At 68.9% G+C, this 24,923-nt stretch carries 22 protein-coding genes and 1 tRNA gene; 13 read left to right on the top strand and 10 right to left on the bottom strand.

The annotated features are described in order from the left end of the window. The first annotated feature begins 99 nt into the window (after positions 1 to 99). The 5 genes from topA to ACQEXA_RS26275 all read left to right on the top strand — a co-directional run bounded on the left by topA (position 100) and on the right by ACQEXA_RS26275 (position 9,640). Positions 100 to 2,922 carry a type I DNA topoisomerase gene (topA, locus tag ACQEXA_RS26295; RefSeq protein WP_432930781.1) on the top strand — a complete coding sequence of 941 codons (2,823 nt, stop codon included), beginning with the start codon at positions 100 to 102 and terminating at the stop codon, positions 2,920 to 2,922. A gap of 177 nt (positions 2,923 to 3,099) precedes the next feature. Further along, entirely contained in the window at positions 3,100 to 6,330 is a 3,231-nt protein-coding gene (gene tmk / locus ACQEXA_RS26290) for a dTMP kinase (protein WP_432930783.1), read from the top strand. A 205-nt stretch (positions 6,331 to 6,535) separates the two neighbouring features. Further along, complete coding sequence (locus ACQEXA_RS26285; protein WP_432930785.1) at positions 6,536 to 7,738, top strand: DNA polymerase III subunit delta'; 1,203 nt, start codon at positions 6,536 to 6,538, stop codon at positions 7,736 to 7,738. A 91-nt stretch (positions 7,739 to 7,829) separates the two neighbouring features. Next, on the top strand, positions 7,830 to 9,455 hold the full coding sequence (locus tag ACQEXA_RS26280) for an alpha/beta hydrolase (protein ID WP_432930787.1): 1,626 nt from the start codon (positions 7,830 to 7,832) through the stop codon (positions 9,453 to 9,455). 108 nt (positions 9,456 to 9,563) lie between these two features. Further along, positions 9,564 to 9,640 (top strand) — tRNA-Thr (locus ACQEXA_RS26275). Positions 9,641 to 9,790: 150 nt separating this feature from the next. Here ACQEXA_RS26275 and ACQEXA_RS26270 read toward each other — a convergent pair. Then, positions 9,791 to 10,738, bottom strand: a complete 948-nt coding sequence (locus ACQEXA_RS26270) for a tyrosine-type recombinase/integrase (protein ID WP_433131193.1) — start codon at positions 10,736 to 10,738, stop codon at positions 9,791 to 9,793. A 287-nt stretch (positions 10,739 to 11,025) separates the two neighbouring features. Here ACQEXA_RS26270 and ACQEXA_RS26265 point away from each other — a divergent pair, with 287 nt between their 5' ends. From ACQEXA_RS26265 to ACQEXA_RS26255, 3 genes are all read left to right on the top strand, one after another. After that, a complete protein-coding gene (locus ACQEXA_RS26265; protein ID WP_433131191.1) occupies positions 11,026 to 11,574 on the top strand; it encodes a hypothetical protein in 549 nt (182 codons plus the stop codon). 70 nt (positions 11,575 to 11,644) lie between these two features. Beyond that, complete coding sequence (locus ACQEXA_RS26260; protein WP_432930792.1) at positions 11,645 to 12,109, top strand: hypothetical protein; 465 nt, start codon at positions 11,645 to 11,647, stop codon at positions 12,107 to 12,109. Between the two features lie 23 nt (positions 12,110 to 12,132). Next, complete coding sequence (locus ACQEXA_RS26255) at positions 12,133 to 12,495, top strand: hypothetical protein (protein ID WP_433131189.1); 363 nt, start codon at positions 12,133 to 12,135, stop codon at positions 12,493 to 12,495. 170 nt (positions 12,496 to 12,665) lie between these two features. Here ACQEXA_RS26255 and ACQEXA_RS26250 read toward each other — a convergent pair whose 3' ends face one another. After that, the gene (locus tag ACQEXA_RS26250; protein ID WP_432930795.1) at positions 12,666 to 12,854 is read right to left on the bottom strand and encodes a hypothetical protein; all 189 of its coding nucleotides are present in this window, start codon (positions 12,852 to 12,854) and stop codon (positions 12,666 to 12,668) included. 355 nt (positions 12,855 to 13,209) lie between these two features. Between ACQEXA_RS26250 and ACQEXA_RS26245 the strand changes: the two genes are divergently transcribed. The 3 genes from ACQEXA_RS26245 to ACQEXA_RS26235 all read left to right on the top strand — a co-directional run bounded on the left by ACQEXA_RS26245 (position 13,210) and on the right by ACQEXA_RS26235 (position 14,530). Further along, on the top strand, positions 13,210 to 13,341 hold the full coding sequence (locus ACQEXA_RS26245; RefSeq protein ID WP_432930797.1) for a hypothetical protein: 132 nt from the start codon (positions 13,210 to 13,212) through the stop codon (positions 13,339 to 13,341). Between the two features lie 342 nt (positions 13,342 to 13,683). Next, the gene (locus tag ACQEXA_RS26240; protein ID WP_432930799.1) at positions 13,684 to 13,962 is read left to right on the top strand and encodes a hypothetical protein; all 279 of its coding nucleotides are present in this window, start codon (positions 13,684 to 13,686) and stop codon (positions 13,960 to 13,962) included. A 262-nt stretch (positions 13,963 to 14,224) separates the two neighbouring features. Continuing rightward, the gene (locus ACQEXA_RS26235) at positions 14,225 to 14,530 is read left to right on the top strand and encodes a hypothetical protein (RefSeq protein WP_432930801.1); all 306 of its coding nucleotides are present in this window, start codon (positions 14,225 to 14,227) and stop codon (positions 14,528 to 14,530) included. A gap of 231 nt (positions 14,531 to 14,761) precedes the next feature. On the opposite strand, the gene ACQEXA_RS26230 is transcribed toward ACQEXA_RS26235, so the two are convergent. The 3 genes from ACQEXA_RS26230 to ACQEXA_RS26220 all read right to left on the bottom strand — a co-directional run bounded on the left by ACQEXA_RS26230 (position 14,762) and on the right by ACQEXA_RS26220 (position 16,799). Then, the gene (locus ACQEXA_RS26230; protein ID WP_432930803.1) at positions 14,762 to 15,244 is read right to left on the bottom strand and encodes a DUF6328 family protein; all 483 of its coding nucleotides are present in this window, start codon (positions 15,242 to 15,244) and stop codon (positions 14,762 to 14,764) included. Between the two features lie 819 nt (positions 15,245 to 16,063). Then, positions 16,064 to 16,282, bottom strand: a complete 219-nt coding sequence (locus tag ACQEXA_RS26225; protein WP_432930805.1) for a hypothetical protein — start codon at positions 16,280 to 16,282, stop codon at positions 16,064 to 16,066. Positions 16,283 to 16,532: 250 nt separating this feature from the next. After that, positions 16,533 to 16,799 carry a hypothetical protein gene (locus ACQEXA_RS26220; RefSeq protein WP_433131187.1) on the bottom strand — a complete coding sequence of 89 codons (267 nt, stop codon included), beginning with the start codon at positions 16,797 to 16,799 and terminating at the stop codon, positions 16,533 to 16,535. A gap of 435 nt (positions 16,800 to 17,234) precedes the next feature. On the opposite strand from ACQEXA_RS26220, the gene ACQEXA_RS26215 reads away from it, so the two are divergent. Next, a complete protein-coding gene (locus ACQEXA_RS26215; RefSeq protein WP_432930809.1) occupies positions 17,235 to 17,573 on the top strand; it encodes a hypothetical protein in 339 nt (112 codons plus the stop codon). Between the two features lie 148 nt (positions 17,574 to 17,721). Here ACQEXA_RS26215 and ACQEXA_RS26210 read toward each other — a convergent pair whose 3' ends face one another. The 4 genes from ACQEXA_RS26210 to ACQEXA_RS26195 all read right to left on the bottom strand — a co-directional run bounded on the left by ACQEXA_RS26210 (position 17,722) and on the right by ACQEXA_RS26195 (position 22,894). Then, on the bottom strand, positions 17,722 to 18,477 hold the full coding sequence (locus ACQEXA_RS26210) for a hypothetical protein (protein ID WP_432936447.1): 756 nt from the start codon (positions 18,475 to 18,477) through the stop codon (positions 17,722 to 17,724). Positions 18,478 to 18,703: 226 nt separating this feature from the next. Next, complete coding sequence (locus ACQEXA_RS26205) at positions 18,704 to 20,107, bottom strand: hypothetical protein (RefSeq protein ID WP_433131184.1); 1,404 nt, start codon at positions 20,105 to 20,107, stop codon at positions 18,704 to 18,706. 389 nt (positions 20,108 to 20,496) lie between these two features. After that, a complete protein-coding gene (locus ACQEXA_RS26200; RefSeq protein ID WP_432935809.1) occupies positions 20,497 to 21,339 on the bottom strand; it encodes an IS5 family transposase in 843 nt (280 codons plus the stop codon). A 205-nt stretch (positions 21,340 to 21,544) separates the two neighbouring features. Continuing rightward, complete coding sequence (locus ACQEXA_RS26195; protein ID WP_432920902.1) at positions 21,545 to 22,894, bottom strand: ISL3 family transposase; 1,350 nt, start codon at positions 22,892 to 22,894, stop codon at positions 21,545 to 21,547. 201 nt (positions 22,895 to 23,095) lie between these two features. Here ACQEXA_RS26195 and ACQEXA_RS26190 point away from each other — a divergent pair, with 201 nt between their 5' ends. Beyond that, positions 23,096 to 23,551, top strand: coding sequence for a transposase (locus ACQEXA_RS26190; RefSeq protein ID WP_433131182.1), 456 nt, complete (start codon positions 23,096 to 23,098; stop codon positions 23,549 to 23,551). Positions 23,552 to 24,002: 451 nt separating this feature from the next. On the opposite strand, the gene ACQEXA_RS26185 is transcribed toward ACQEXA_RS26190, so the two are convergent. Beyond that, positions 24,003 to 24,899: an alpha/beta fold hydrolase gene (locus ACQEXA_RS26185; RefSeq protein ID WP_433131180.1), complete on the bottom strand. Its 897-nt coding sequence runs from the start codon at positions 24,897 to 24,899 to the stop codon at positions 24,003 to 24,005. Positions 24,900 to 24,923 lie beyond the last annotated feature (24 nt).

Genomic DNA, 24,923 nt, shown 5'->3' with positions numbered 1-24,923 from the left:
CGCGGGCGGGCTGTACCGTCACACTCCGCAGCGTCACCATGACCCGACCCCGGGACGAAGGCCTGGGGAGGCCGCAGTCGACCGGAGAGAAGAGCGAAGTTGTCCCCGACCAGCGAGACCGCACAGGGCGGCCGCCGACTCGTCATCGTCGAGTCGCCTGCCAAGGCGAAGACGATCAAGGGCTACCTCGGCCCCGGCTACATCGTCGAGGCGAGCGTCGGGCACATCCGCGACCTTCCGAACGGCGCCGCCGAGGTGCCGGACAAGTACACGGGTGAGGTCCGCCGCCTCGGTGTGGACGTCGAACACGACTTCCAGCCGATCTATGTCGTCAACGCCGACAAGCGGGCGCAGGTCAAGAAGCTCAAGGACCTGCTGCGGGATTCCGACGAGCTCTTCCTCGCCACCGATGAGGACCGCGAGGGCGAGGCCATCGCCTGGCACCTCCAGGAGGTGCTCAAGCCCAAGGTCCCGGTCAAGCGGATGGTGTTCCACGAGATCACCAAGGACGCGATCCAGCAGGCCGTGCGCAATCCGCGCGAGCTGAACCAGAAGCTCGTCGACGCCCAGGAGACCCGCCGCATCCTCGACCGCCTCTACGGCTACGAGGTCTCGCCGGTCCTGTGGAAGAAGGTCATGCCGCGCCTGTCGGCGGGCCGTGTGCAGTCCGTGGCGACCCGGCTCGTCGTGGAGCGGGAGCGCGAGCGCATCGCGTTCCGCTCCGCCGAGTACTGGGACCTGACGGGTGTCTTCGGCACCGGCCGCGCGGGCGACCCGTCCGACCCGTCGACGCTGTTGGCACGGCTGGCGACGGTCGACGGCAAGCGCGTGGCGCAGGGCCGTGACTTCGACTCGCTGGGCCGGCTGAAGGGCGCGAACACCCTCCATCTCGACGAGGCGAACGCCCGTGCGCTCGCCGCCGCCCTTCAGGACACGCGGTTCTCGGTCCGGGCGGTCGAGTCGAAGCCCTATCGCCGCTCGCCGTACGCGCCGTTCCGTACGACGACGCTGCAGCAGGAGGCCAGCCGCAAGCTCGGCTACGGCGCGAAGGCGACCATGCAGATCGCGCAGAAGCTGTACGAGAACGGCTTCATCACGTATATGCGTACGGACTCCACGACCCTGTCGGACACGGCGATCACCGCCGCCCGCGCGCAGGTCACGCAGCTGTACGGCGCCGATTACCTGCCCGAGCAGCCGCGCACCTACGCGGCCAAGGTCAAGAACGCGCAGGAGGCGCACGAGGCGATCCGGCCCTCGGGCGATCGTTTCCGCACCCCGGCGCAGACGGGACTGACCGGTGACCAGTTCAAGCTCTACGAGCTGATCTGGAAGCGGACCGTCGCCTCCCAGATGAAGGACGCGATCGGCAACTCGGTCACCGTCAGGATCGGCGGCATCGCCGCCGACGGGCGGGACGCCGAGTTCACGGCGTCCGGCAAGACGATCACCTTCCACGGCTTCCTGAAGGCGTACGTCGAGGGCGCCGACGACCCGAACGCCGAGCTGGACGACCGCGAGCGCCGGCTGCCGCAGGTCACCGAGGGCGACGCGCTGACCGCCGAGGAGATCACCGCCGACGGCCACTCGACCAAGCCCCCGGCCCGTTACACCGAGGCCTCGCTGGTCAAGGAGCTGGAAGAGCGCGAGATCGGCCGCCCGTCGACGTACGCGTCGATCATCGGCACGATCCTGGACCGCGGCTATGTGTTCAAGAAGGGCACGGCCCTCGTGCCGTCCTTCCTGTCCTTCGCCGTGGTCAACCTCCTGGAGAAGCACTTCGGGCGGCTCGTCGACTACGATTTCACCGCCAAGATGGAGGACGATCTCGACCGCATCGCGCGCGGCGAGGCGCAGGCCGTGCCGTGGCTGAAGCGGTTCTACTTCGGTGAGGGCACGGTCGAGGGAGTCGCCGCGGACGCCGGGAACGGCGACGGCGACCACCTCGGCGGCCTCAAGGAACTGGTGACCGACCTGGGCGCGATCGACGCGCGCGAGGTGTCGTCGTTCCCCGTCGGCAACGACATCGTGCTGCGGGTCGGCCGCTACGGCCCGTACATCGAACGCGGCGAGAAGGACACCGAGGAGCACCAGCGCGCCGACATCCCGACCGACCTGGCGCCGGACGAGCTGACCGTCGAGCTGGCCGAGGAACTGCTCGCCAAGCCCAGCGGCGAGCGCCCGCTGGGCACCGACCCGGACACGGGACGGCCGATCGTCGCCAAGGCCGGCCGCTACGGCCCGTACGTCACGGAGATCCTCCCCGAGGGCACCCCGAAGACGGGCAAGAACGCGATCAAGCCGCGTACGGCCTCGCTGTTCGCGTCGATGTCCCTGGACACGGTGACCCTCGAGGACGCGCTGAAGCTGATGTCGCTGCCCCGGGTCGTCGGCACCGACGCGGAAGGCGTCGAGATCACGGCGCAGAACGGGCGCTACGGGCCGTACCTGAAGAAGGGCACGGACTCGCGTTCCCTGCAGTCCGAGGACCAGCTCTTCACGATCACGCTGGAGGAGGCGCACGCGATCTACGCCCAGCCCAAGCAGCGTGGCCGGGCGGCCGCCAAGCCGCCGCTGAAGGAGCTGGGCGAGGACCCGGTCAGCGGCAAGCCGGTCGTCGTCAAGGACGGCCGCTTCGGGCCGTACGTCACCGACGGCGAGACCAACGCGACCCTGCGCTCCGCCGACAGCGTCGAGACGATCACCCCGGAGCGGGGCTTCGAACTGCTCGCGGAGAAGCGCGCCAAGGGACCGGCCAAGAAGACGGCGAAGAAGGCTCCGGCCAAGAAGACGGCGGCGACGGCGGCGAAGAAGACCGCTGCCAAGAAGACGACCGCGAAGAAGACGGCCGCCAAGAAGACGACGGCGAAGAAGACCGCTGCCGCGAAGACGGCGGCGTCGAAGGACAGCGCCGAGGGCTGAGGACACGGCTGGGCCGCGCGTCCGGGTGAGAGAGCCGGGCACGCGGGCCGAACAACCGACGCGAGTTCTTCACAACCCGTTCGCGAAACGTGCGCCCCGGCATCATTTTGGTGTCGGGGCGTGCGCACGTTCGGGCGGCGGCCCCGGGCTGTCGGCGGCTGCCGATAGGCTGAACGCATGACGCGAGCCGAGCAGCCAACGGCCCAGAATCCGGCCCCCGACGACGCCCTGGTCGCAGATTCCCGAGAGCGCGCCGTCCGCGCCCTGCTGCGCCGGCCGCAGCTGAAGCGGTTGTGGAGCGCCCAGCTCGTGGGCGGTATCGGAGACTCCCTCGCCCTGCTCGTCCTGGTCGCGCTCGCCCTCCAGGCGGCCATCGCCCAGGGTTCCTTCGGCGGCGGTTACCGCGGCGTGGCGTTCGCGATCGCGACTGTCTTCGGCGCGCGGATCCTCGCGGTCCTGCTGTTCGGAGCCGTCCTGCTGGGTCCGCTCAACGCGCTGACCTCCAAGGAAGGGCCGCTCGACCGTCGCTGGAGCATGATCGGCGCGGACGGGCTGCGGGCCGCCCTGCTGATCGTCGCCCCCCTGTGGATCGAGTGGACGCCGGACACCGCGCTCGCGCTCGTGCTCGTCACCGCGTTCGTGACCGGTGTGGCCGAGCGTCTGTGGGCGGTGTGCCGCGAGAGCGCGGCCCCCGCCCTGCTGCCCGCGCCGCCACTGGAGGGCGCGACGGTGCGGCCGCTGCCGGACCACATGGACGCGCTGCGGCGCCTGACGTTGCGTACCGGATTCATGGCGGTCCCGCTGGCCGCCGCCGGGCTCGCCGTCGTGTCGCTGCTGAACAACCTGCTGGGGACGGGCGTCGCCTGGTTCGACCAGCACCAGGTGGCCCTGGCCTCGTACGTGGCCGCCGGGCTGTTCGCCGCCTCGCTGTCGGTGATCACCTCCCTCGAACTGCCCGCCACCCGCACCCCCCGGGCGCGGTCCCCGCTGGAGGGGCTGCGCCGCCCCAGGACGGGTACGGGCGTCGACAAGGGCCGTACGGGCGCGATCCCGCTGCTGGTGCCGGCCTGCGCGGCCGTCGCGGGGGCGGTTTCGGCCTCCGTCGCCGTCGCCGTGCTGCAGGCCAAGGACCTGGGCGGCGGCCCGGTGCTCTACGGCCTGCTGGTTCTCGCGGTGACCGGCGGCATCGGCGTCGGCATCCGTACGGCGCCCCGGATGCTGCCGTCGCTGTCCCGGCGCCGGCTGCTCGCGCTGGCGATCGCCTTCACCGGCGTCGCGCTGCTCGCCGCCGGGCTCGTCCCGGACGTCACCACCGTGCTGCTCGTCCTGGCTCTCGCGGGCATCGGTGCCGGTGTCGCGGCCAACACCGGGCACACGCTGCTCGACCAGGAGGCCGAGGACCACCGGCGGGTGCGCACGACCGAGCATCTGCACGCGGTCGTCCGGGTCTTCATCGCCGTGGGTGCGCTGGTGGCCCCGGTGGTCGCCGGAGGCATCGGGCCGCACCGGCTGGACAACGGCAAGTTCGTGTTCGCGCACGGGGGCGCCGCTTTCACGCTGATGCTGGTCGGCGCGTTGCTGCTGCCCGTGGCGGCGCTCGTCCTCGCGAAGGCCGACGACCGCTCCGGCGTGCCGCTGCGGCACGACCTGCGCGATGCGCTGCGCGGCGGCGACGAACCCGTGGAAGTGCCCGCGGCGAGCGGATTCTTCATCGTCCTGGAGGGCGGCGACGGCGCCGGGAAGTCCACCCAGGCGGAGGCGCTCGCCGAGTGGATCCGCGCCAAGGGGCACGAGGTCGTGCTGACCCGCGAGCCGGGTGCGACGCCGGTCGGCAAGAGGCTGCGGTCGATCCTGCTGGACGTCTCGAGCGCCGGGCTGTCGCACCGCGCGGAGGCGCTGCTGTACGCGGCGGATCGCGCGGAGCACGTGGACACGGTCGTACGGCCGGCCCTGGAGCGGGGCGCGGTCGTGATCTCGGACCGCTACATCGACTCCTCCGTCGCCTATCAGGGAGCCGGGCGCGACCTGTCCCCGACGGAGATCGCCCGCATCAACCGGTGGGCGACCAATGGCCTCGTGCCGCATCTGACGGTTCTGCTCGACGTGGCACCGGAGACGGCGCGCGAGCGGTTCACCGAAGCACCGGACCGGCTGGAGTCGGAGCCGGCCGAGTTCCACGCGCGCGTGCGGTCCGGTTTCCTCACGCTGGCCGCCGCCGATCCCGGGCGCTATCTCGTCGTCGACGCCGCACAGGAGCCCGAGGCGGTCACGACCGTGATCCGGCACCGGCTCGACCAGATGCTTCCGCTCTCCGAGGCCGAGGTGAAGGCCCAGGAGGAGGCACGCAGGAAGGCCGAGGAGGAGGCCCGGCGCAAGGCCGAGGAAGAGGCCGCGCGCAAGGCCGAGGAGGAGCGGCTGGAGCGAGAGCGCCAGGAGCAGCTCGCCAGGCTGCGGGCCGAGGAAGAGGAGCGCGAACGGCGCGAGCTCGAGGAGGCCCAGCGCCGCGAGGCCGAGCGCCAGGCGGAGGAGGCCCGGCAGAGGGCCGAGGAAGCCCGTCGGCGTGCCGAGGAGGAGCAGGCACGGCTGCTTGCGGAGGAGCAGGCGCGGGCGGCCGAGGAGGCGCGCAGGAAGGCTGAGGAGGAACGGCGCCGCAAGCAGGCCGAGGAGGAGGCCCGGCTGCGGGCCGAGGCCGAGGCGCGCCGGATAGAGAAGCAGCGGAAGGCCGAGGAGGCGCTGCTGCGGGCCGAGGAGGCACGCCAGGCAGCGGCCGAGGCGGCGGCGTCGGCCGCCGTGGCGGCCTCGGACACGGCGGGTCCCGGCGCCACGGTGTCCGGTTCCGGTGCGGCGAGCGGTGCTTCCGCGTCCGCTGCCGGTGAGGCGGGGGGCGCTGCCCCGAAGAGCTCCTCGCCGGACAACGAGATCACCGTCCCCACCCCGTTCGTGACGCCGACGAACGCGTCGGGCGGTCCGGTGGACGAGACCGCCGTCCTGCCTCAGGTTCGCGGGCGGGAGACCGAGGCGGAGACCACGGCGAAGCTGCCGAAGCCGCCCGAGCCGAAGGGCGCGGCCGACGAGACGGCGGTGCTCCCGCCGGTGGTGCCGGGTGCCGCCGACGAGACGGCCGTGCTGCCTGCGGTACGGGACGGCGGTGCCGGTGCTCCCGAGGACCGGGTGCCGCCGGGCTTCTTCCGCGACGAGCGCCCCGCGGCGCGTCCCGACGGAGCAGAGGAGCGCACGCGCGAGCTGCCGCAGCTGGACGCGGAGGGCCGCCCCCAGCGCCGGTCTCGCCCGGAGTGGGCGGAGGAGACCCCGCTGGACGACGTCCCGAGCCTGGCGGACGAGCTGCTCGGCCCCCGGGACGAGGAGGAGCGGGACGACGACGGCCCGCGGCGCGGTCGGCGCCGCTGAGCCCGGCGCGACACGGGTCGCCCGCTGAGCCGCGCACGCGGTGCGGTGCGGCGCTGAGCCGGTCGCGCCCTGGGGTGCCTCGTGGCCACAAGGGGTGCCTCGCGTGGCGGAGGGGCCCGGGGCCGTGCGGGTGCCTCGTTCGTTGTCAGTGGTCACCCGCACAATGGATCGCGTTGGGCGGAGTGCGACGGAAGGGCGGTGTCCCATGACCGTGTGGGACGACCTGGTGGGCCAGGAGAAGGTGAGCGAGCAGCTCGGCGCGGCTGCCCGTGACGCCGACGCCCTGGTCACCGCTGCCGCCGACGGAGCCCCGCCGCCCGAGGCGTCCAAGATGACGCACGCGTGGCTGTTCACGGGACCGCCCGGTGCGGGGCATACACAGGTGGCGCGGGCCTTCGCGGCCGCGTTGCAGTGCGTGAGCCCCGACCGCGCGCTCGGCGGCGCCCCGGGCTGCGGCTTCTGCGACGGCTGCCACACCGCTCTGGTCGGTACGCACGCGGACGTGTCCACGGTCGCCGCCGTGGGCACCCAGATCCTCGTCGCCGACATGCGCGACACGGTCCGCAAGTCGTTCACCGCGCCGGCGAACGGCCGCTGGCAGGTGATCCTCGTGGAGGACGCCGAGCGGCTGAACGAGAGATCGGCCAACGCGGTCCTAAAGGCCGTGGAGGAGCCCGCTCCCCGTACGGTCTGGCTGCTGTGCGCCCCGTCCCTGGAGGACGTCCTGCCGACGATCCGCTCCCGCTGCCGCCACCTGAGCCTGCGCACGCCCTCGGCTGACGCGGTGGCGGACATGCTCGTCCGGCGCGACGGCATCGAGCCGGACATCGCCCTCGCCGCCGCCCGCGCCACGCAGGGGCACGTCGAGCGCGCCCGCAGGCTGGCCACGGACGAGGGCGCCCGGGCCCGCCGCGCCGCCGTACTGAAGCTTCCGCTCAGGACGGACGACATCGGTGACTGCCTCAGGGCGGCCCAGGAGCTGGTCGACGCGGCCACGGAGGACTCCAAGCAGCTCGCGGAGGAGGTCGACGCCAAGGAGACCGAGGAGCTGAAGGCGGCGCTCGGCGCGGTGCAGGGCGGCCGGATGCCGCGCGGCACCGCGGGCGTGATGAAGGAGCTGGAGGAGCGGCAGAAGCGCAGGAGGACGCGTACCCAGCGGGACAGCCTGGACCAGGCGCTCTCCGACCTCACGGGCTTCTACCGTGACGTCCTCGCCCTGCAGCTCGGCTCCCGCCTCGCCCTGGCTACCGCGGACACGGAGGTGCTGGAGCGCCTGGCCCGCGGCGGCACGCCCGAGTCCACGCTCCGCCGTATCGAGGCGATCGCCGCGTGCCGGGACACCCTGGACCGCAATGTGGCCCCCCTGCTGGCGGTCGAAGCGATGACCATGGCCCTGCGGGCAGGCTGATACCGCCTGCGGGGGATTGACTTCGTCACTCGTACGAAGCGCCCTGGCCACCTGTCGTGATCAATCCATTGCGCAGGGTTACGCTCACCAGATGCACATCAGGCGCATTCCTGGACCATCTCGCCGTCCCCGCCGGACCCGCTCTCTCCCTTCCGCCCGCCCGCATCAGGTGAGGCGGGCGGGCGGCACGCTGCTGGCCGCCGCCGCGCTCTTCATGTCGGCCTGCTCAGCCGGGAGTTCGACATCCGCGACGGTGGATGTGGCGCTGCCCGCGCTGCCCCGGTCCACACCGTCGGCGCTGTCTCCCTACTACGCACAGAGGCTGAACTGGCGCTCCTGCGGAGCCTCCGGCTTCGAGTGCGCCACGATGAAGGTGCCGCTCGACTACGACAAGCCGCTCTCCGGCGACGTCAGCCTGGCCGTCTCCCGCAAGAGAGCCACGGACAGTCAGGGCCCGTCCCTCGGCTCGCTGCTGGTGAACCCGGGTGGCCCGGGCGGGTCGGCCATCGGCTATCTGCAGCAGTACGCGGCCGTCAGCTACCCGGCGGAGGTCCGCGCCCGCTACGACATGATCGCCGTCGACCCGCGCGGCGTGGGGCGCAGCGATCCGGTCGAATGCCTGGGCGGCCGCGCGATGGACGCGTTCACACAGACCGACATGACTCCCGACGACCAGCGGGAGACGAACCAGCTGGTCGACGCGTACCGGCAGTTCGCCGAGGGCTGCGGGCAGCGGTCAGGGGACCTGCTCCGTCATGTCTCCACGGTGGAAGCCGCCCGGGACATGGACGTCCTGCGCGCGGTGCTGGGCGACCGGAAGCTGAACTTCGTGGGGGCCTCGTACGGGACGTTCCTCGGGGCGACGTACGCGGGACTGTACCCGGAGCGCGTGGGCCGGATGGTGCTGGACGGGGCGATGGACCCCTCCCTGTCCGCCCGCCAACTGAACGAGGACCAGACCGCGGGCTTCGACACGGCGTTCCGGTCCTTCGCGAAGGACTGCGTCAAGCACGCGGACTGCCCGCTGGGCGGCCCGGGCACGACACCAGCGCAGGTCGGCGAGAACCTCGAGGCCTTCTTCACGAAGCTGGACGCGTCCCCCATCCCGGCCGGCGACGCAGACGGACGCAAGCTCGGCGAGGCCCTGGCCACCAGCGGGGTGATCGCCGCGATGTACGACCAGGCGACATGGCCGCAGCTGCGGGAGGCACTGACCTCGGCGATGAAGAGCAACGACGGCGCGGGACTGCTCGTCCTGTCCGACACCTACTACGAGCGGGACGCGAACGGCAGGTACTCCAACCTGATGTTCGCGAACGCGGCCGTGAACTGCCTGGATCTGCCTTCGGCGTTCTCGAGTCCCGAGGATGTGGAGAAGGCGCTCCCGGAGTTCCAGAAGGCGTCACCGGTGTTCGGAAAGGGGCTCGCCTGGTCGGCACTGAACTGCGCCTACTGGCCGGTCAGGGCGACGGGTCAGGCGCACCGGATCCAAGCGAAGGGAGCGCCGCCGATCGTGGTGGTGGGCACGACCCGAGACCCCGCGACTCCGTACCGCTGGGCGCAGTCCCTCGCCGCCCAGCTCACCTCCGGCAGGCTGCTCACCTTCGACGGCGACGGCCACACCGCCTACGGCCGGGGCAGCAAGTGCATCGAGGGGGCGGTCGACACCTATCTGCTCCAGGGCACGCCTCCGGCGAAGGGGAAGCGCTGCTCGTAGCCGCCCTCGCGCCCCCGGAGCCGACGCCTCCGGGGGCCTGGTCGGAGCACCCCGGGAAACTGTGTAGACTTACCGACGTTGCTGATCGCACCATAGTGCTGGCAGCGTGCCGCTTTAGCTCAGATGGCCAGAGCAACGCACTCGTAATGCGTAGGTCTCGGGTTCGAATCCCGAAAGCGGCTCCACCACGAAAGCCCAAGTCACTTACTCTGACCTGGGCTTTTATCGTTTCCTTGATCGCCATGTGGTCTGAACCACTAGCTACTTAGGGCTCAGAAACCCCCCGGTGTGGCCGTGGTGTGGCCCGGGTGCGGAGGAGCCGGGCCACACGCCTGTCAGGACACCCGCCTGCGCTGCCTCTTCGCCCTCAGTTCCCTCTTCACGGCTTGCTTCCCCGCCTGCTCGGGCAGCGCCTTCTGGTAGGCGTCGGTGGTCGTCTCCACCGAGGCGTGCCCGACCGTCGCCTTTGCCTCCTCCGCCTTGCGGTAGGCGGTGATGAGGTCCAGGGATGCCGAGGCGGTCGCGGCGTGCATCTCGGGCAGCACCGTCTGGTAGGTGTCGGTCGTCATCCGCATGGACGAGTGCCCGAGCATCGCCTGCACGGCCTTCGGGGCGACGCCTGCCGCCAGAGCGAGGCTCGCCGCCTCGTGCCGGCCGTCGTGGAGCCGGATCGGTGGCAGCCCGGACAGTTCCACCAGGCGCTCCCAGCGGTCGGTGAAGAACTGCGGATGGTACGCGGAGCCGTCCTCCCTGGTGAAGACCCGGTTGCCCGAGTCCTGCCAGGCGTTGAGGGCCTTCCACTCCTCCTGCTCGGCGTGCTGCCGCTCGCGCCACGCCTTGAGCAGCATCACCGAGTCGCGGTTGAGCTTGATGTCGCGGACGCTGTCGGCCTTCGGAGTGTCCTCGTGGATCTCGTAGGAGATCGACACCAGCTGCTCGGTGATGTGGATGACTTCCTCGCCCAGGTCGACCTCGTCCCAGGTGAGGGCGGCCAGCTCGCCGCGGCGCAGGCCGTGGAAGAGGACCAGGTGCCAGCCGACGAAGTGCCGGTCGTCGACGATGAAGTCCAGGAACTCCGCTGTCTGCTGCAGCGTCCAGACCATGACCGGGGACGGCTTCTCGCCGGTGCGCTTCCAGCGGGCCACCCGTGGGGCAGTCCAGCCCAGCGCGCGGGGCTTGGTCACCTTGGGCAGGCTCAGCAGCGCCGCATAGTTCTTGGCGATCAGCTCCTCCTTCACCGCGTCGCTGAGCGCGGACGACAGGGTGGCTTTGATGCTGAGCATCGTGGCGGGGCCGGTGGTCCGCTGCAGATTCTTGCGCTCGGCCAGGTACTCGTCGCGGGCCTCCGTCCAGATGCCGCGCAGGCGGGCTCGTTCCTTTTTCTCCGCAAGCGCACCCCCGCCAAGCCGGCCGCCACCAAGACCGACACCACGGCCAAGGCCGAGCCCAAGCCGCGCGCCCCCCGCAAGCGCACTCCCGCCAAGCCCGCCACCTCCTGACCCCCGCACCCACGCCGGGCCGCCCACCCCACCAGGTGGGCGGCCCGGCCCGCACCCCAAGGAGAAGACCCGTGCCCAAGCTCGGCGAACTCACCGTCGAAGAACTGATCAACGGCGCAGACAGAGAAGCGGCCTACCTGGCCGAGCGCCTGAACAAGCAGGCACGCGAGCGCGGCGCGAACCCCGACGACATCGAGGAGGTCATCACCAGCGCCACCATCGCCTCGGTCCGCAGCCACCTGATCGTGGCCCAGGGCCGAATCCGTGAGCAGCACCAGGCCGGCCCGCGACCCACGGCCACCGCACCCGACACCAACACCAAGCCCGACCCCGCGCGTAGCGAGCACCAGTCGGCCGAAGCGATGACGGTCCTGCTCGTCGCCCTCGGCGTCCCCGCCCAAACCATCAACACCGGCGGCAGCTGCTGGGCCTCCTCCATCACCCTCACCCAGACCGTCCGCCTGGAACTCAACGACTTCCCCGGCGAGATGTGGTCCTGGTCCCTCTACCAGCACGGCGGCGACCAGGTCATGGGAGGCCACTGGGACAGCGCCGACGACAACACCGTGGCCACCAAAGCCAAAGCCCTCATCGACGCCATGGGCTCGATCGTCGCCTAACCCAGCACCGCACACCCCCCGCGGCCCGGCCAACCGGCCGGGCCGCACCCATCCGGAAGGAACCCCACCCGTGACCCGCGAGACCTGGACCCCCGTCACCGCCCTGGAGCACAACGCAGGCTGGTACGTCGCCTACAGCGGCGAGCACACCACCGCCTACGGCAACCACACCGCCCCCACCGGCGAGTTCTTCTACTACTCCCTCGCCCTGCACCTCGACCCCGACCAGGCCGCCGCCATCGCCGACCTGCCCGTGGCCCTCATCCTCACCGGCGACATGGAACACGGCCTCCTGCCCCTCACCACCGACACCAACTGCTGGCACATCACCGAAGCCTTCAGCCGGCTCCGCATCCTCCCGCCCGCCGCCGAGCTGCACCCCAACCCCGCCATCGCCCCCGCCGACCTCACAGCCGCCCGCAAGCGGTACCTCCTCGACGCCCTCCTCCACTCCCGCCGCAACGACGTCGCCCGCGCCCAGCAGTACATCGCCGACATGGAGGCCATCCGCACCGGCCTCACCGACCACCACTGACCGCCATACTGAAAGGAATCCACATGCCCGTGATCCCGCTCGACGGAATCCCGCAGAAGCACATCCCCATCGTCCGCACCGACACCATGCGGGACATGCTCGACCTGCCGCGCACCGGCACCCTCCGCGAAGGCCTCAGGGGCAACCAGCACCCCTACCCCTTCAACATCGCCGAGGCGTACAGCACCTTCGGCGGATGCTGGCCGACGGCCACCTCGTACTCTTACTCCTGGAAACGCAACGGCAAGGCCGTCACCGCTGCCACCAAGTCCACCTACGTCCTGGTGAAGGCCGACAAGGGCCAGAAGGTTACCGTGACGGTGACCGCCCACCGCTACGGCTGGACCAGCGGATCGGCAACCATCGCACCGGTCACGGTGCACTGAGGGAACCTGTGCCCTCCCAGGTGTGGTGCAGCGGTGGACAGCAGGACGGGTTCGAATCCTGTCCATAACTTCGGCTCGTAGGCCAGGCCGCCGGGCAGCGTGTCGCGCGCTTGGGCGAGCATCGGCTCGACCGGCGGCCGCAACACCATCCCGCTACGCCGTCGCGACGCTCAGGCGCCAGGATGCGCTGGTGCCTTGAGTCGCCAGCCGCTGCCGCTGCACGCCTGGTGCAGAGGTGGGAAGCGATGGCCCTTCACATCGGTGCTGTACTCGTGGTCCCGTCCGCAGTCGCACTCGTAGATCCCGGAGACGGAAACGATCTCGCCGGGATGATGGACTTGCTCGGTTTCTTCACCCATAGAGCCTGTCTATGCCACCCCCCGGGATGCCGCACGCCACTAGGCGGCGATCGGGTGGAGCTCGCCAGCCGCGACGTACATTCGAATACGTGAACGAGATGCCCAGACGCATCGACCCCGCCACGGACCGAGTGTCCGTCGCGATCATGCTGGGCTGCACACCCGCACAGGTCGGCCCGTGCGCTGCTGCCAGGCACTGACCTGCCGCTACGGGCGCGGCGCCCAACTGCTGTGCCCCGACTGCCGGGCTATCGAGCGGAGCACTCAGTTCGTGAGGTGATGGAAAGCCGGTCGAGGGTACCCGGAACCACGGAATCTGCCGTTTCCGCTGGCTTTCCAGAAGAAGGCGATCCCCATGAACTTCGTATGCGGAAAGCTCCCCTGCGTAGCGGACGGAGCGGAAGCACTCTTCCCGTGGTACGCGATCATGTTCGCGATCCTGGTTGTGGCCGTCGTGGTCATGCTGCTGAAGACCAGGCACCATTGACCTTCGCGGGACCCTGCAGGAGCTGCTGTTTTGGTGTGTCCGCGCGCGGAGGCATGCGAATAAGCCCCCGCCACGGACCGCGTGTCCGCCGCGATCATGCTGGGCTGCACACCCGCACAGGTCGGCCCGTGCGCCCGCTGCCAGGGGCTCACCTGCCGCTCCGGGCAAGGCGCCCAGCTCATTTTTCCCCCACTGCCCGGCAATCGAACGAAACACCAGACCGGCGGACGAGTAGACACGGCCCCGTCACGACACGGCGGGGACGTAACCTCACAAGCTCACCCAATAGGGCCATCCGCGTGGGGGTACTCGGGCCGAAACCCCCACAGAAGGGAGCCCCTTATGATCATCAAGAGCATGCACGAAATGGGCATTCGCAGTGAACACGCCTACCTCGCGGGCATGGCATCCATCGGCCTCAGCATCGCCTCCTGGATAACCAGCCTCCAAACCGAACGCGGCGCCGGCATAGACCGCGCCGACCGGTGGGGCATCTTCGTCGGTGAGTGGGCTCCCACCTTCTTCGGCCTCGGTCTGGCCCTCTCTCACTACGAGCAGCAAGACGGCACCATCACCGCCGGTAGCATCCACGAACTCCGGGAACGGCAGAAGACCGGCTGACCACCCCGCTCCCGCTCCAACGGGGCTCCCGCCGTGGAGTCGGCAGGGGCCTCCGCGCACGATGTCCATCATTCAGCCGGCGCTCCGGGGCATCTGATCAGACGAGCACGCCTCCCACCCAGGTGCCAGAAAGGGCGGGAGGCGTGCCCTGCGCGGACTTCCGGCAGCCTGAGCTGAGGACCCCAGGCCGCGCGGCGCCACGCCCAGCCTGGCCCGGCAGCAGCACGGCGGCCACCCGGCGCTGCCATACGGATGGGCAACCATGACGGAAGCCGCCTTGCATCGCGCTGGGGAGGAGCATGCGCATCCGGTGCCCGAGGGCGAGGCTGGAGCTATGGCGAAGGGCCGCGTGATCGTTTACCCGCCGTCCGAGACCGGCGGTCGACGCGTGCGCGTCGACGGCGTGATCCTCGGGACGGCGTACAGCCTGCAAGATCTCAGCGTGTTCCTCTGCCGTGCGGGCATTGAGGGCTGGACCGAGGTCAACCCGCTGGTCGAGGACATCGTCGAGTCGTACGCGGACCTCATCGAGTGGCGGGGCGGCGGGCCGGACGTGTGGGGGCGTTGAGGCGCTGTCAGTGTGCCTGGTTATGGCCCAGTAATGAACTGGGGAGACGTGCCCGCGTGGGCTGCATTCGTCCTGCTGGCGGGGTCTTGTGGGTCAGTATCAAGGCGCGTGGCGATGGCAAGAGGTCGGCGGACGCTTCACCTACATCGGCCGCAGCGTCTGTCCGCTCCGCCGTTGCGGCTGAGGGAGCACTGGCTCTCCAGCGTCAGGAGGCCGCTGAGCGGTCGCCCCTCAGGAACGTCGTAGAGACCACGGCAGCACGAACCACAGGCACGCGAACATCGCAGTGGTCGCGGCTGTGATGGCGATGGCTGTGATACGGCCAAAGACGACATCCATGAGCAGGAGAACAGCACTGTTGATCGCCAGTGCGAGGAACATCAGGCCGACTTCCGTATACCGGGCAGAGAGTGCCACGATGCGGGGCTTGGCGCCGCGCTGAAACAGCCCGCGATGCAGGGCCACCGGCGTAGCGAGAACTGCGGCGGTAATGACGGTTAGCAGGAGCGTGGCGGCATAGATGCCACGCTGGAAGGCGCTGAGTTGCGGAAAACGGCTGGTGAAGGCTACGCCGAGCAGGAAGGCGAAGAGAATCTGCACACCGGTCTGGGCGACGCGCAGTTCCTGGAGCAGCTCGACCAGATTGCGGTCGGCCCGCTGCTCGGGTGTTTCGTATCGCGGCGGCTGTGGCTTCGGCCTTGGCTCGATCGGCATGAGCCTCACTGTCCGCGCGACCATCGCGACACGCGAGTAGGAGCAGGCACACGAATTACCTGCTTCCCTGTGACCGGGAGGAGTCAGTGGCGAGCGACCTGGAGTCACCGCCGAGCCGTGCTCACAAGCTGCGCCATGAGGTGGACTGCCGCGCCAGCGCCTCGGGTCCTGGGGCTTGCTGGCGCGCGTTCTGCAGGGGGGAGTCCGTCATGCTTCCCCACTTACGTAGTGCTGTGCTTGGCTCCGTAGCGGAGAGGTTTTGTCCCAGACGTGCCAGCGCCCCTCCGCAGACTGGATCTTCGCCGTAGGCTACATCTTCCGGAAATCCCGGTACGGGCGGCCTGACAGGTTTCGGGGCTTCTTTGAGGTTGCGCCTGCACTTGGGGCAGTTCGTTCTCCGTCGATCGCACGCTCAACGCTGCAGTGCCAGGGCTCGCTGACACCACTACTCGGGCCAAGATGCTCTGCCTGCGCTGCTACACCCCGCCGAAGACCGCCCGCCGGGTCAACGCCGTCTGGTCGCACCTCTACCTGGGGTGCCACTACCACCCGGGTTGTGACATGGCTATGACCCATCTAAGTGCGGGTCGCCACAAGGGCGTTGACCTCGCAACCAAGATCTGTCACCCGTGACACTCTGGCCGTAAGCGGCGCTGGAGACAGTGACCCGATGGGGTCAAGGCGCCTGCTCTCAAGGGGAGGCATACGGGCGCCAGCGTGCAGCGGCAGGCTCGTTTACCCCCGTGACGGGTCTGCCCCTACTCGCAAAACGAAAGCTGGCCTGGGCGCCATACACGTGGCAAGGCGCCCAGGCCATTCTCACGGGGACGCCGGCCACACTTCAGGCCCTCCGCCGCGCCACTCGATCAAGTTCGAGTGGGCCACATCGACCTCGTCCCACCCGACCAGTCCTGCGTGCTGGAGGAACACGGTGAGGTTCAACATCGAGTAGGCAGTGCCGACTGTCGTTCCCTCGACCCGCACCCTCCGGCCGCCATGCTCATCAGGCGGGTACACGATCACGGAGTGCTCGGCCATGTCACCAGCCTCGCCCCGGGTATGGTCGCGCGCATGGAGTACGCAGCCGTCTGGGCGTCGCTGCTGTTCGCACATTGGCCCGCCTCGCCGGTGAGGGGTGAGCGAGGCGGGCCTGATGAGCGACCGCTGTCCGGTCGGCGGGTATGGGATCCACTCTGACACAGGCGCCGTCGATGGTGAGGTACCTGCAGCCGGGATGAGCCTTTTCAGGTGATGTGCCGGTCACCCGTTCGGGCGCCGGGTGCTGTCGTCACGCTGCACGGGCATCTACGCCCTGGCAGGTGTTCCACTGCTGGAGGTCGAGGTCCTCGGCGGACTGGGCGGTGAGCCGCGCCATCACCCACAATTGCGTTTCGGGCAAATGCTGGCGCAGCTTGCCGACCGCCGCCTCGATGATCGCCGTGTCGACGGGAGCCAGGATTTGGCCGCGGTACCAGTCCTCGATGGATACGAGCGTCACGGTATTCCCGGCGCGTACCACCGTGGCGCGGGTCTGCACATGGCCCTTCAGACTCAAACCGCCCCCTCTGTGTACGTCGTCGTGCGTGGGGGGCATGAAAGGATCATGCACGCCATTCACGCCCAGCGGTAGGGGTGCGACCGGCTCAGTCTTCCGTGGTGGAAGAGACGCAGCCGCGGCGTAGCAGCAAGTCCAGCCCGGCGGAACCTGATCACGGCCCCGCCGGCGGGCGTTCCGGGGGAGAGACCTGGATGATCAGTCCAGGACCCGGGCGCAGCCGACCAAGCCGGAGAGGAAGGTCGGCCACGCCATGATGGCAGCGGACAGCGCCCTGCGTAAGTCCGCGCGCGAGAGCGCGCAACATCGCCGAGGCGTACACCCCCTTCGGCGGACGCTGCTGGATCCTCACCCGCCAAACCCTCCCACCGACCACCACGGCCACACGATCCGCAACGTCCGCCACGTCTTCACCACCACCCCCGGACAGCCCTGGTGAAGTCCCTGCCCGTCCGCCCCGGCGAGCGCGCCTACCAGTTCGACCCCGCCACCGGCGGGCCCGCCAACGGCAGCGGACGCCCCTACCCGCACCCCGTCCTGCCGCGCGAGATCGCCGCCCTGGAGGAGGAACGCTGCGGCCACTACCGCGACGCCTTCGGCCTCTGCTCGGGCTGCGGCCTGCGAGGCCGCGTCGAACGCCGCTGCGCCGCAGACGACCCCGGCCGCGCGGCCGAGTCCAACCAGGCACCGCGCGCCCAGCCGTGGAAGTGGGTGCCCTGCCCGCACGGCTGCGGCCACGTCGGCCAGCCGGAGATCCGGTGCAGCGTGCGGTGAGAATTGAGTCGGCTGGAGCGCGGTACTGACGTTGCCGCCAGCCCGTTTCTCCAGGCCGCTCGCCGAATAGTGAGACCTAAATGCCTCTCAGGGTCGGTGGGATGTCCGGTCCGGTGGTGCGGCCGCGCACCACCGGACCGGTCCCGAGTCAGCCGGTGGCTGCCGCCTTCAGCTTCTCGACCTGCTTGACCATCAGCAGCTGCGGAACCGCAGGCACCTTGGCGGCCTTCAAGTCGAAGCTCGCAAAGACGGCCATGGACGAGCCGATACGGATGTCGACCAGGCGTATCGTGAGGGCGTGGCCCTGGACGTCGCCCGTCGCGTCCAAGGTGACGGCGTCGTCGCCCAGCGCGGGACCCGACTGGACGGCGAGCCGCACCCGGGTGAGGCTCCCGTCGTCCGGGCTCTTGCTCTTGTAGGTGGCGCAGGACTTCACAGCCACCTTGAGGGCGGTCATGGCCTTCTCGGCGTCGCCCGCCGGGTAAGAGACGAGACGGCTGAAGATCATCGCTGATGCCTTCGCAGGCTGCGGATAGTCCTGGTCCACCGCGGCGGACGGCCTGATGGCCGCGTCGTTGGCCGCGATGTCGGCGATGGGCTGACAACTGGCGGGCATTGTGGTCTCGGACTTACCGAACATGTCCTCACCCTTGTCGGGCTTGGACGCCTTGAAGCCGGCCGGTACCTCCGCACTGGTCAGCAGGGCCTGCTGCAGCGCAGCCTTGGTCAGCGTGTGGTCGACAGGTGACGCAGAAGCCGGCGCCGAGGCGGCGGGGGCCGGAGTGGAGGCGGCGGGGGAGGCAGCAGCACCGCCAGTCGCCGTGCCGCTGCTGGAGCAGCCCGAGACGGCCAGCGCCAGGCCGGCAACCAGCGCGGCACCGGCAAGACGGGTGGTACGGGACATGAACCATCCTCTGTTGTGGGTAAATGAGGAGCGGTCAGATTAGTACGCCGTTCGGATGCCCCGGGAGGGGGCCGGTCAGAACCGCACGTGCAGCCGTGGAAGTAGGTGCCCTGCCCGCACGGCTGCGGCTACGTCGGCCAGCCGGAGATCCGGCCGAGCCTCCTTTACGGGCTCTTCGCAGTTGAGGGTGGCCGGGCTGTGCACGTGGCTGACGGTCGGCGCCCACTCAGCTTTCCTCGTCGCGTTCCTCATCGTCCCCGAGCAGACGGCGCGCTCGCTCGGCGATCCCGCTGGAGAGCTTGCCCGTTACCGAGCTGGCCCAGTCGAGGGTCTCGTTGCCGAGGCTTATGGCGGCATCGACGCCCTCTGCTCCTGCCTCGAGCGCCTTGCCGGCCCAGTCGAGGGTCTCGTTGCCGAGGCTTATGGCGGCATCGACGCCCTCTGCTCCTGCCTCGAGCGCCTTGCCGGCCCAGTCGAGGGTCTCGTTGCCGAAGCTTATGGCGGCATCGACGCCCTTTGCTCCTGCCTCGAGCGCCTCGTCCCTCACCTCCGCGGCCGCGTCCACCCATCGTCTCGCCTCCGATGACTGGCGACCAGACTCAATCCCGAGCCGCCCGTGGAAGTCATAGACGCCGGTCGCGACATGGTTGCTCGACTGGACTACAGCCGGGGACGCGGTCGGGTGCAGCAGCACCTGCGCGTTGGCCGAGTCGGCAGCCGCATTCATCCGGGCCACCAGACGCTCAGTGCTCCGCGAGATGTGTTCCAGCCGGTCCTGCCGGGCAGCCTTCAGTCCGAGGCGATGCCCGTCCAGCTCCTCCGGAGACGCATCCAGTACCCGGTCGAGTTCGAGTACGGCGATCGCGTCCTGCAGTTGGAAGCAGCGAGCCAGCACAGCGAGCCACTCCCGAACTATCGACTCGCCTTCCTTGGCCGTCGTGGCGAGATCACCGATCTCGGTCTTGCGCTCCATCTTCTCTGCGAGCGCGTCGAGTTGACGCAATGCGTAGGCTTGGGTTTCTGCGATCGTCGTCGGCGCGGTCTGCACCTTCGACCACATGATCTCGTCGACCCTGCCCCTCTTCTCCCGGATGGTCATGGTTTCCTCGATGACGAAGCCCACTCCGATCATGCGGGCCAACGCAGTGTCCTTCTGGGCGCGCAGCACGTCTCCGACCTTCTCGTCGATCGCGGCGAGATAGTCGGTGATCTCGACCATGGCCTGTTGCATCGCAACCTGCGCCATGATCCCCGCAGCACCGGCAAGAAGCGCCGGGTTGGTCAGAAGCGATCGGGGCGCCTTCACAACTTCGATGAATCCCCTGATCTGGCCCTTGTTCCCCTTCACCACACCTGTGCTGAGACCCGTCTTCGAGCTTTCCCTCAGCCCGTACTTCTTGACGAGCTTTGCCGACTTCCCGCTCAGCTTCACCCAGCGACCGGAGTTGGCGGCGATCTCCGAACCTGCCTGCGCGACCGCGGCCCCGGTACCGGCGACGGACTTGAGCCGTTGCAGTCCGAGGTCCTTCGATGACAGTCCCTCTGAGGCGAGGAAGCGGTCGACATCCGTCGGGTTCCCGATGACCGCAAGTCCATCGCCGTCACTGATCAGCTGAATCTCGTTATCCATCGCCCGCTCCTGTAGTGGCTCCTCGCAGTTGAAGGTAGTGGGGGTGAGCGGCGCAAGAGCCTCCATCATCGGAAGCCGTTGACCCTGCCCGGCTACCAACGCGCGCACTGCTGCTACACCCTCAACTGCGAAGAGCCGTTGAAGCCCAACACCTGTCAGACGTGCGAATCCTTGGCCTCTTCGACCCGGCGAACCTGCCCGGTCAAAGCACTAGCTTGTCGTCCCCGTGAACACCTAAGCGTTCATCAGATCCTTCGTATCGACGCAGTGCCGGTTCTTCGGCAGAGCCGTCTTGGCCGTCAGCCCCCGCGACTGCCAAGCGTTGTCGCGGAGCTTGAACAGAGCCCAGTAGCGAGTGGGGCTTAGAGGCCGCGCGGATAGGGGTGCAGTCATGGTCGGCGGCTGGGGCGTTCGCCCCAGCGGTGAGTCGTCCATGCTCGTCGGATCAGACTACGCACGGTGATGACAGTGTCGGTGAGGTCGAAGAATGCGTCGATGACGGTCGTGCGCCGCTCGTAGCAGCGGGCGAGCCGACAGAAGGCGTTCTGCCATGCGTGGGTGCGTTCGACATGCCAGCGTTGACTGGCCTGGATGGGTGCCTTCTCGCCTTTGTGTGCTATGCGTCCGTGCAGGCCGCGTTCGTTAAGTAGCGTGCGGGTCTTGTCCGAGTCGTATCCGGCGTCCAGGTGCACGGTGATGTCGTCGGGTAACGGCCCCAGGTCGTCCAGACGTTCCAGGGTGGGGGCGAGTAACGGGGAGTCGTGGCGGTTGGCGCCAGCCAGGACACGACCCAGGGGAATCCCGTACCCATCCGTCATACCCGAGCGTTTCAGGCCCTGTTTGCCGCGATCGACCGGGGAACGACCGGCGACCTCGCCGCCTCCGGGCGCCTTGGTGATGGAGCCGTCCACGGCGATCTGATCGAGAACGAGGCCGACGATCCGGTCATAGGAGTCCAGCGCGATCTGCTTGAGGCGGGCGAACACGCCGAGTCGTATCCACTCGTCGCGACGGCTGCGGATCGTGGTGGCCGAGCAGGTCGTGTCGGCGATCGCCTGGTAAGAACAGCCGAAGCGCAGCAGTTGCAGCAGTTTGTCGAAGACGATCCGATCGCTGATGCGTCGGCGGTGGCAGCCGAGTGGATGGTCTGGGTGGAACTCCGTCCGCCTGGGCAGCAGGGCCATGAATTGGTCCCAGAGCGGTTCGGTGAGCCATGATGGCAGCGCGGGCACAGGTCTCCTCAGTGATCACAGAGCGTCGCAACTCCATGATCACTGGGACCTGTGCCCGTTCGCTGTCGGGGTCCCCCAACCGCACCTATCCGCGCGGCCTCTTAGCAGCACGATGTTCATGAACACGGACGCCGGCGTTCCGACAAGCCACGAGCGCCACCGCTGGCGTGTGGTCATGTCCGGCCGCATAAGCGGGTCTTCGAATTTAGTGGGGGTGCGCCTCCCGGCGGCTCCGGCGTGTGGTTGCACAGCGTGACCGGAGTCGTTGGTTGGCTCGGTTCCGGAAGCCGAAGGCGTTACGCGCTTCGAGTTTGATGAGGCGGTTGTTGCCTTCGGAGGCGGCGTTGGTGATTCCAGTGGTCAGGTAGGTCTCGATGCCGTCCCACCACTGCTCGATGGTCTCGGCGAGGGTGACGAGTTCGGGCAGGTGGGCGTGGTCGGCGACGTGGGCGAGGAAGCGGTGGCGGGCGGCGGAGATCGCGGAGTGGTCGGGGGTGGTGTGGGCGCGGCTGACGGCGAGGTGCAGGAGGTCGCGCAGGAGTTCTTTGGCCTGCCAGGCGGTGTAGATCTGTCGGCCGTAGGTGCCCATGTGGTCCAACTCGACCTTAAAGAGGGTGTGTTGGTCCTCGGTGAGGTCTTCTTTGTTTCGGCGCAGGAGTTTGCGGACGGTGTAGATGCTGTCGCCTTTGCGGGCTCGGCGGCCGTGCTGCTTCCAGGTGAGGCGGCGGCGCAGGTCGGCGAGGTGGCGCTGGGCGAGTTGGACGATGTGGAAGCAGTCGACGACCACGGCCGCATGCGGCAGGGCACGCTGGACGGCGGCACGGAAGGTGGAGCACAGGTCGATGGCGACGTAGCGGACCTGCTCGCGCCAGGAGGCGGGCTGGGCGGTGAGCCAGTCGGCGACCGAGGCCGCGTTACGGCCCTCGACCTGGCCGAACAGCCCTTGTCCGCCGATCGCGTCGACGAAACCGATGTGCCAGGCGTCCGCGACGAGTTCCCACTTCTCCGTGGCCGGGTTCTGCTTCCACACCGGCTTGCCCCGCCGGGTCTCGTCGATCCCTATCGCCGAGGTCGCGGGCGGGGTCTCGGGCAGGACCTGGGCGGCGTAGTCCTCGAAGCATTGCTGCACGATCGGCCAGCTCAGGTGCAGGTCGCGGCCGGCCTGCACGACGGTGCGGCCGCCGTCGCAGACCGCGGCCCCCGCCGCCTGGCGCAGGGCGGTGGTGGTGCGCATCCCCGCGGGCACCGCGCGTATCGCCTCGGTGAACGAGCCGCGTGGGCACGCGGGGTCGGTGCAGTGCCAGCGTGCCTTGCGCCATCGGATGCTCACCGGGCGCCCACCGCTGGGCAGGTGTCTGGGCCGGGTGGTGCGGTAGTCCTTCAGCCGGGTGGCGAAGACCCCGCAGGCGGGGCAGGCCCGGGCGGAGTCCTCGTTCGTGACCACGTACACCGTCGAACCGCCCGCCCCATCGTCCTTGACCTGCGTCACACTCACCCCCTCCAGCCCCAGAAGTCGCGTTGCCGCCTCGTTGATCCCGGTATCGTCGATGTTCAAGCCCGTGGGGTTTCATGATCGGTTGCCTAGACAACAACCATGATCACGAAGGCCCGCGGGCTCCTTGCATCTGGGCCACCCGCACCCCAACCACCTCACACAGAGTGACCGGCCAGCCCGCCCGTCACCGCCGCACCCCCATCAAGTTCGAAGACCCGCATAAGCACGGACCCCACCGACCTGGCGTTCTTCTACGCCTACGTGCCCGAGGGCCGGTCGATGGCCCTGGCCGACCTGGTCAAGATCGCCGGAATCAGGTGGGCGGTGGAGGAGGACTTCGCCAACGCCAAGGACGCCGTCGGCTTGGACCACACCCAGGCCCGCCGCTACCGCTCCTGGCATCGGCACATCGTGCTGGCCATGGCCGCGCTCGCCCTGCTCGCGGTGATCGCCGCTGTGGACCGGCGCGACCATCCGGCACCGGTCCTGCCCGCCGACGCAGCCGCCGAGCCTCCCGAGGACTTCGGCCAGATCGCGCTGACCGTCACCGAGGCCCGCCGCTTGTTCCAGCTGTTCACCGCGCTACTGCAGGACCTGCCCGCACACCTCGCGGCCCGCCGCATGGCCTTCCACCTGCACTGGTCCACCTGGCGACGCCGCCACCAGGCCCGCTCCCGCTGGCACCACTACAAGCGACGTCTTGCCGCCCTCACCTGAACCGTCCGACCAGACCACCCGTCAGATCACGAAGTGCGACTGGAGTACGAGGCTGAGGTGCGCAAGAACCTCACCGCCATTGAAGCCCAGCACCAGCGGGCCGCTGAGGGGCCGAGCCGGGAGCGGAGGAGGGGTTGTCGAGGTGACGCGACGTCACCAATGCCCGCCGAGACGTAGCTTCTTAACACCGAATGGGGGAGAAGATCGTGTGGGCAGCCCAGCCATGGTGGATGCATGTGAGCTGGGAGGCACTCCCGTCACCGGGTAGAGGGCCTTGCCCCGCGACCAGTTCGCGAGCAGACCCTCGGTGGTGTCGACTGCGGAGATCACCACCGTGACCTTGAGTTTCCCGTCGTCGCCCCATGTGTAGGCTCAGGCCTCACCTGCGTACCGGTCAGTGGAGTCCGGCCTCTGTTCTGCTGAGGCCGGCTCCTGCGTTGTGTCTGCGTGACTACTGGGACCTCTCCTGCGCGGCAAGCCAGGAACGGATCTCCTGGTTGACCTTCTGAGGCGCGTCCTGGTGGAGCCAGTGGCCCGCACCCGGAACCGAGACGAAGCGATAGGACTCAGTGAACCAGTCCCACAGATCGTTGAGATGCTTCAGGGAGAAGTACGGATCCTCAAGACCCCACACGATCAGAGTCGGAACGCGGTAGACGAATCCCGACACATCGTCGGGGACGGTCCCGCCGTACGGCGGAGCCGGATAGCCCATCTTGTAGTAACTCAGCATCCCGTTGATGGGTGAGTCCTGGAGGTACGCGGAGATCCGTTCGCGCCACTCGGGGTTGCGAATGAATCGCACAACGTACTCGATGTTCTTGTCATCCCCATTCTCGTACTCGATGTACGGGATGGTGTACTCCGACAGGCGTTGCTGCTCCGGATCGCTGTTCACCAGATTGAGAAAGGGTTGGAGGATAGGAGTGTTCAGCAGGATGAGGCTCTCGACACGTTCCGGGTTCAACAGTGCGAAGGCTTGGATGATCACGCCGCCCCAGTCGTGGCCGGCGACGACAGCGCGTTCGACGCCGAGATGGTCGAGCACTGTGCGGATGTCGGTACTCAGTTCGGGGATCGTGTAGCGCTCAGGGTCGTCGAGGACCGTGCTCGGCGGATAGCCCCGGAGGGTTGGCGTGATCACCAGATGGTCTTTGGCGAACTCGACCACCTGGTGCATGTAGCTGAGTTCGTTGTCCGGGAAACCGTGTTGGAAAACGATTGCCGGGCCAGCACCGTAGGTGCGGTAGTGAATTTGGACGTCGCCGTTAGAGGCGAACCCCTCGTCCACTTGGAGCTCACTGATTTGCTTCAGCAGGGTTTCGGTGTCGGCTACTTCCATGCTCATGTTTCACTCCTTCGGGAAACGCTG

Origin of the sequence: Streptomyces sp. CA-106110 (assembly GCF_050936285.1) — a bacterium.
Lineage (GTDB): Bacteria > Actinomycetota > Actinomycetes > Streptomycetales > Streptomycetaceae > Streptomyces.
The sequence above is the reverse complement of the archived record's forward strand: the minus strand, read 5'-3'. Positions and strand labels throughout refer to the sequence as shown.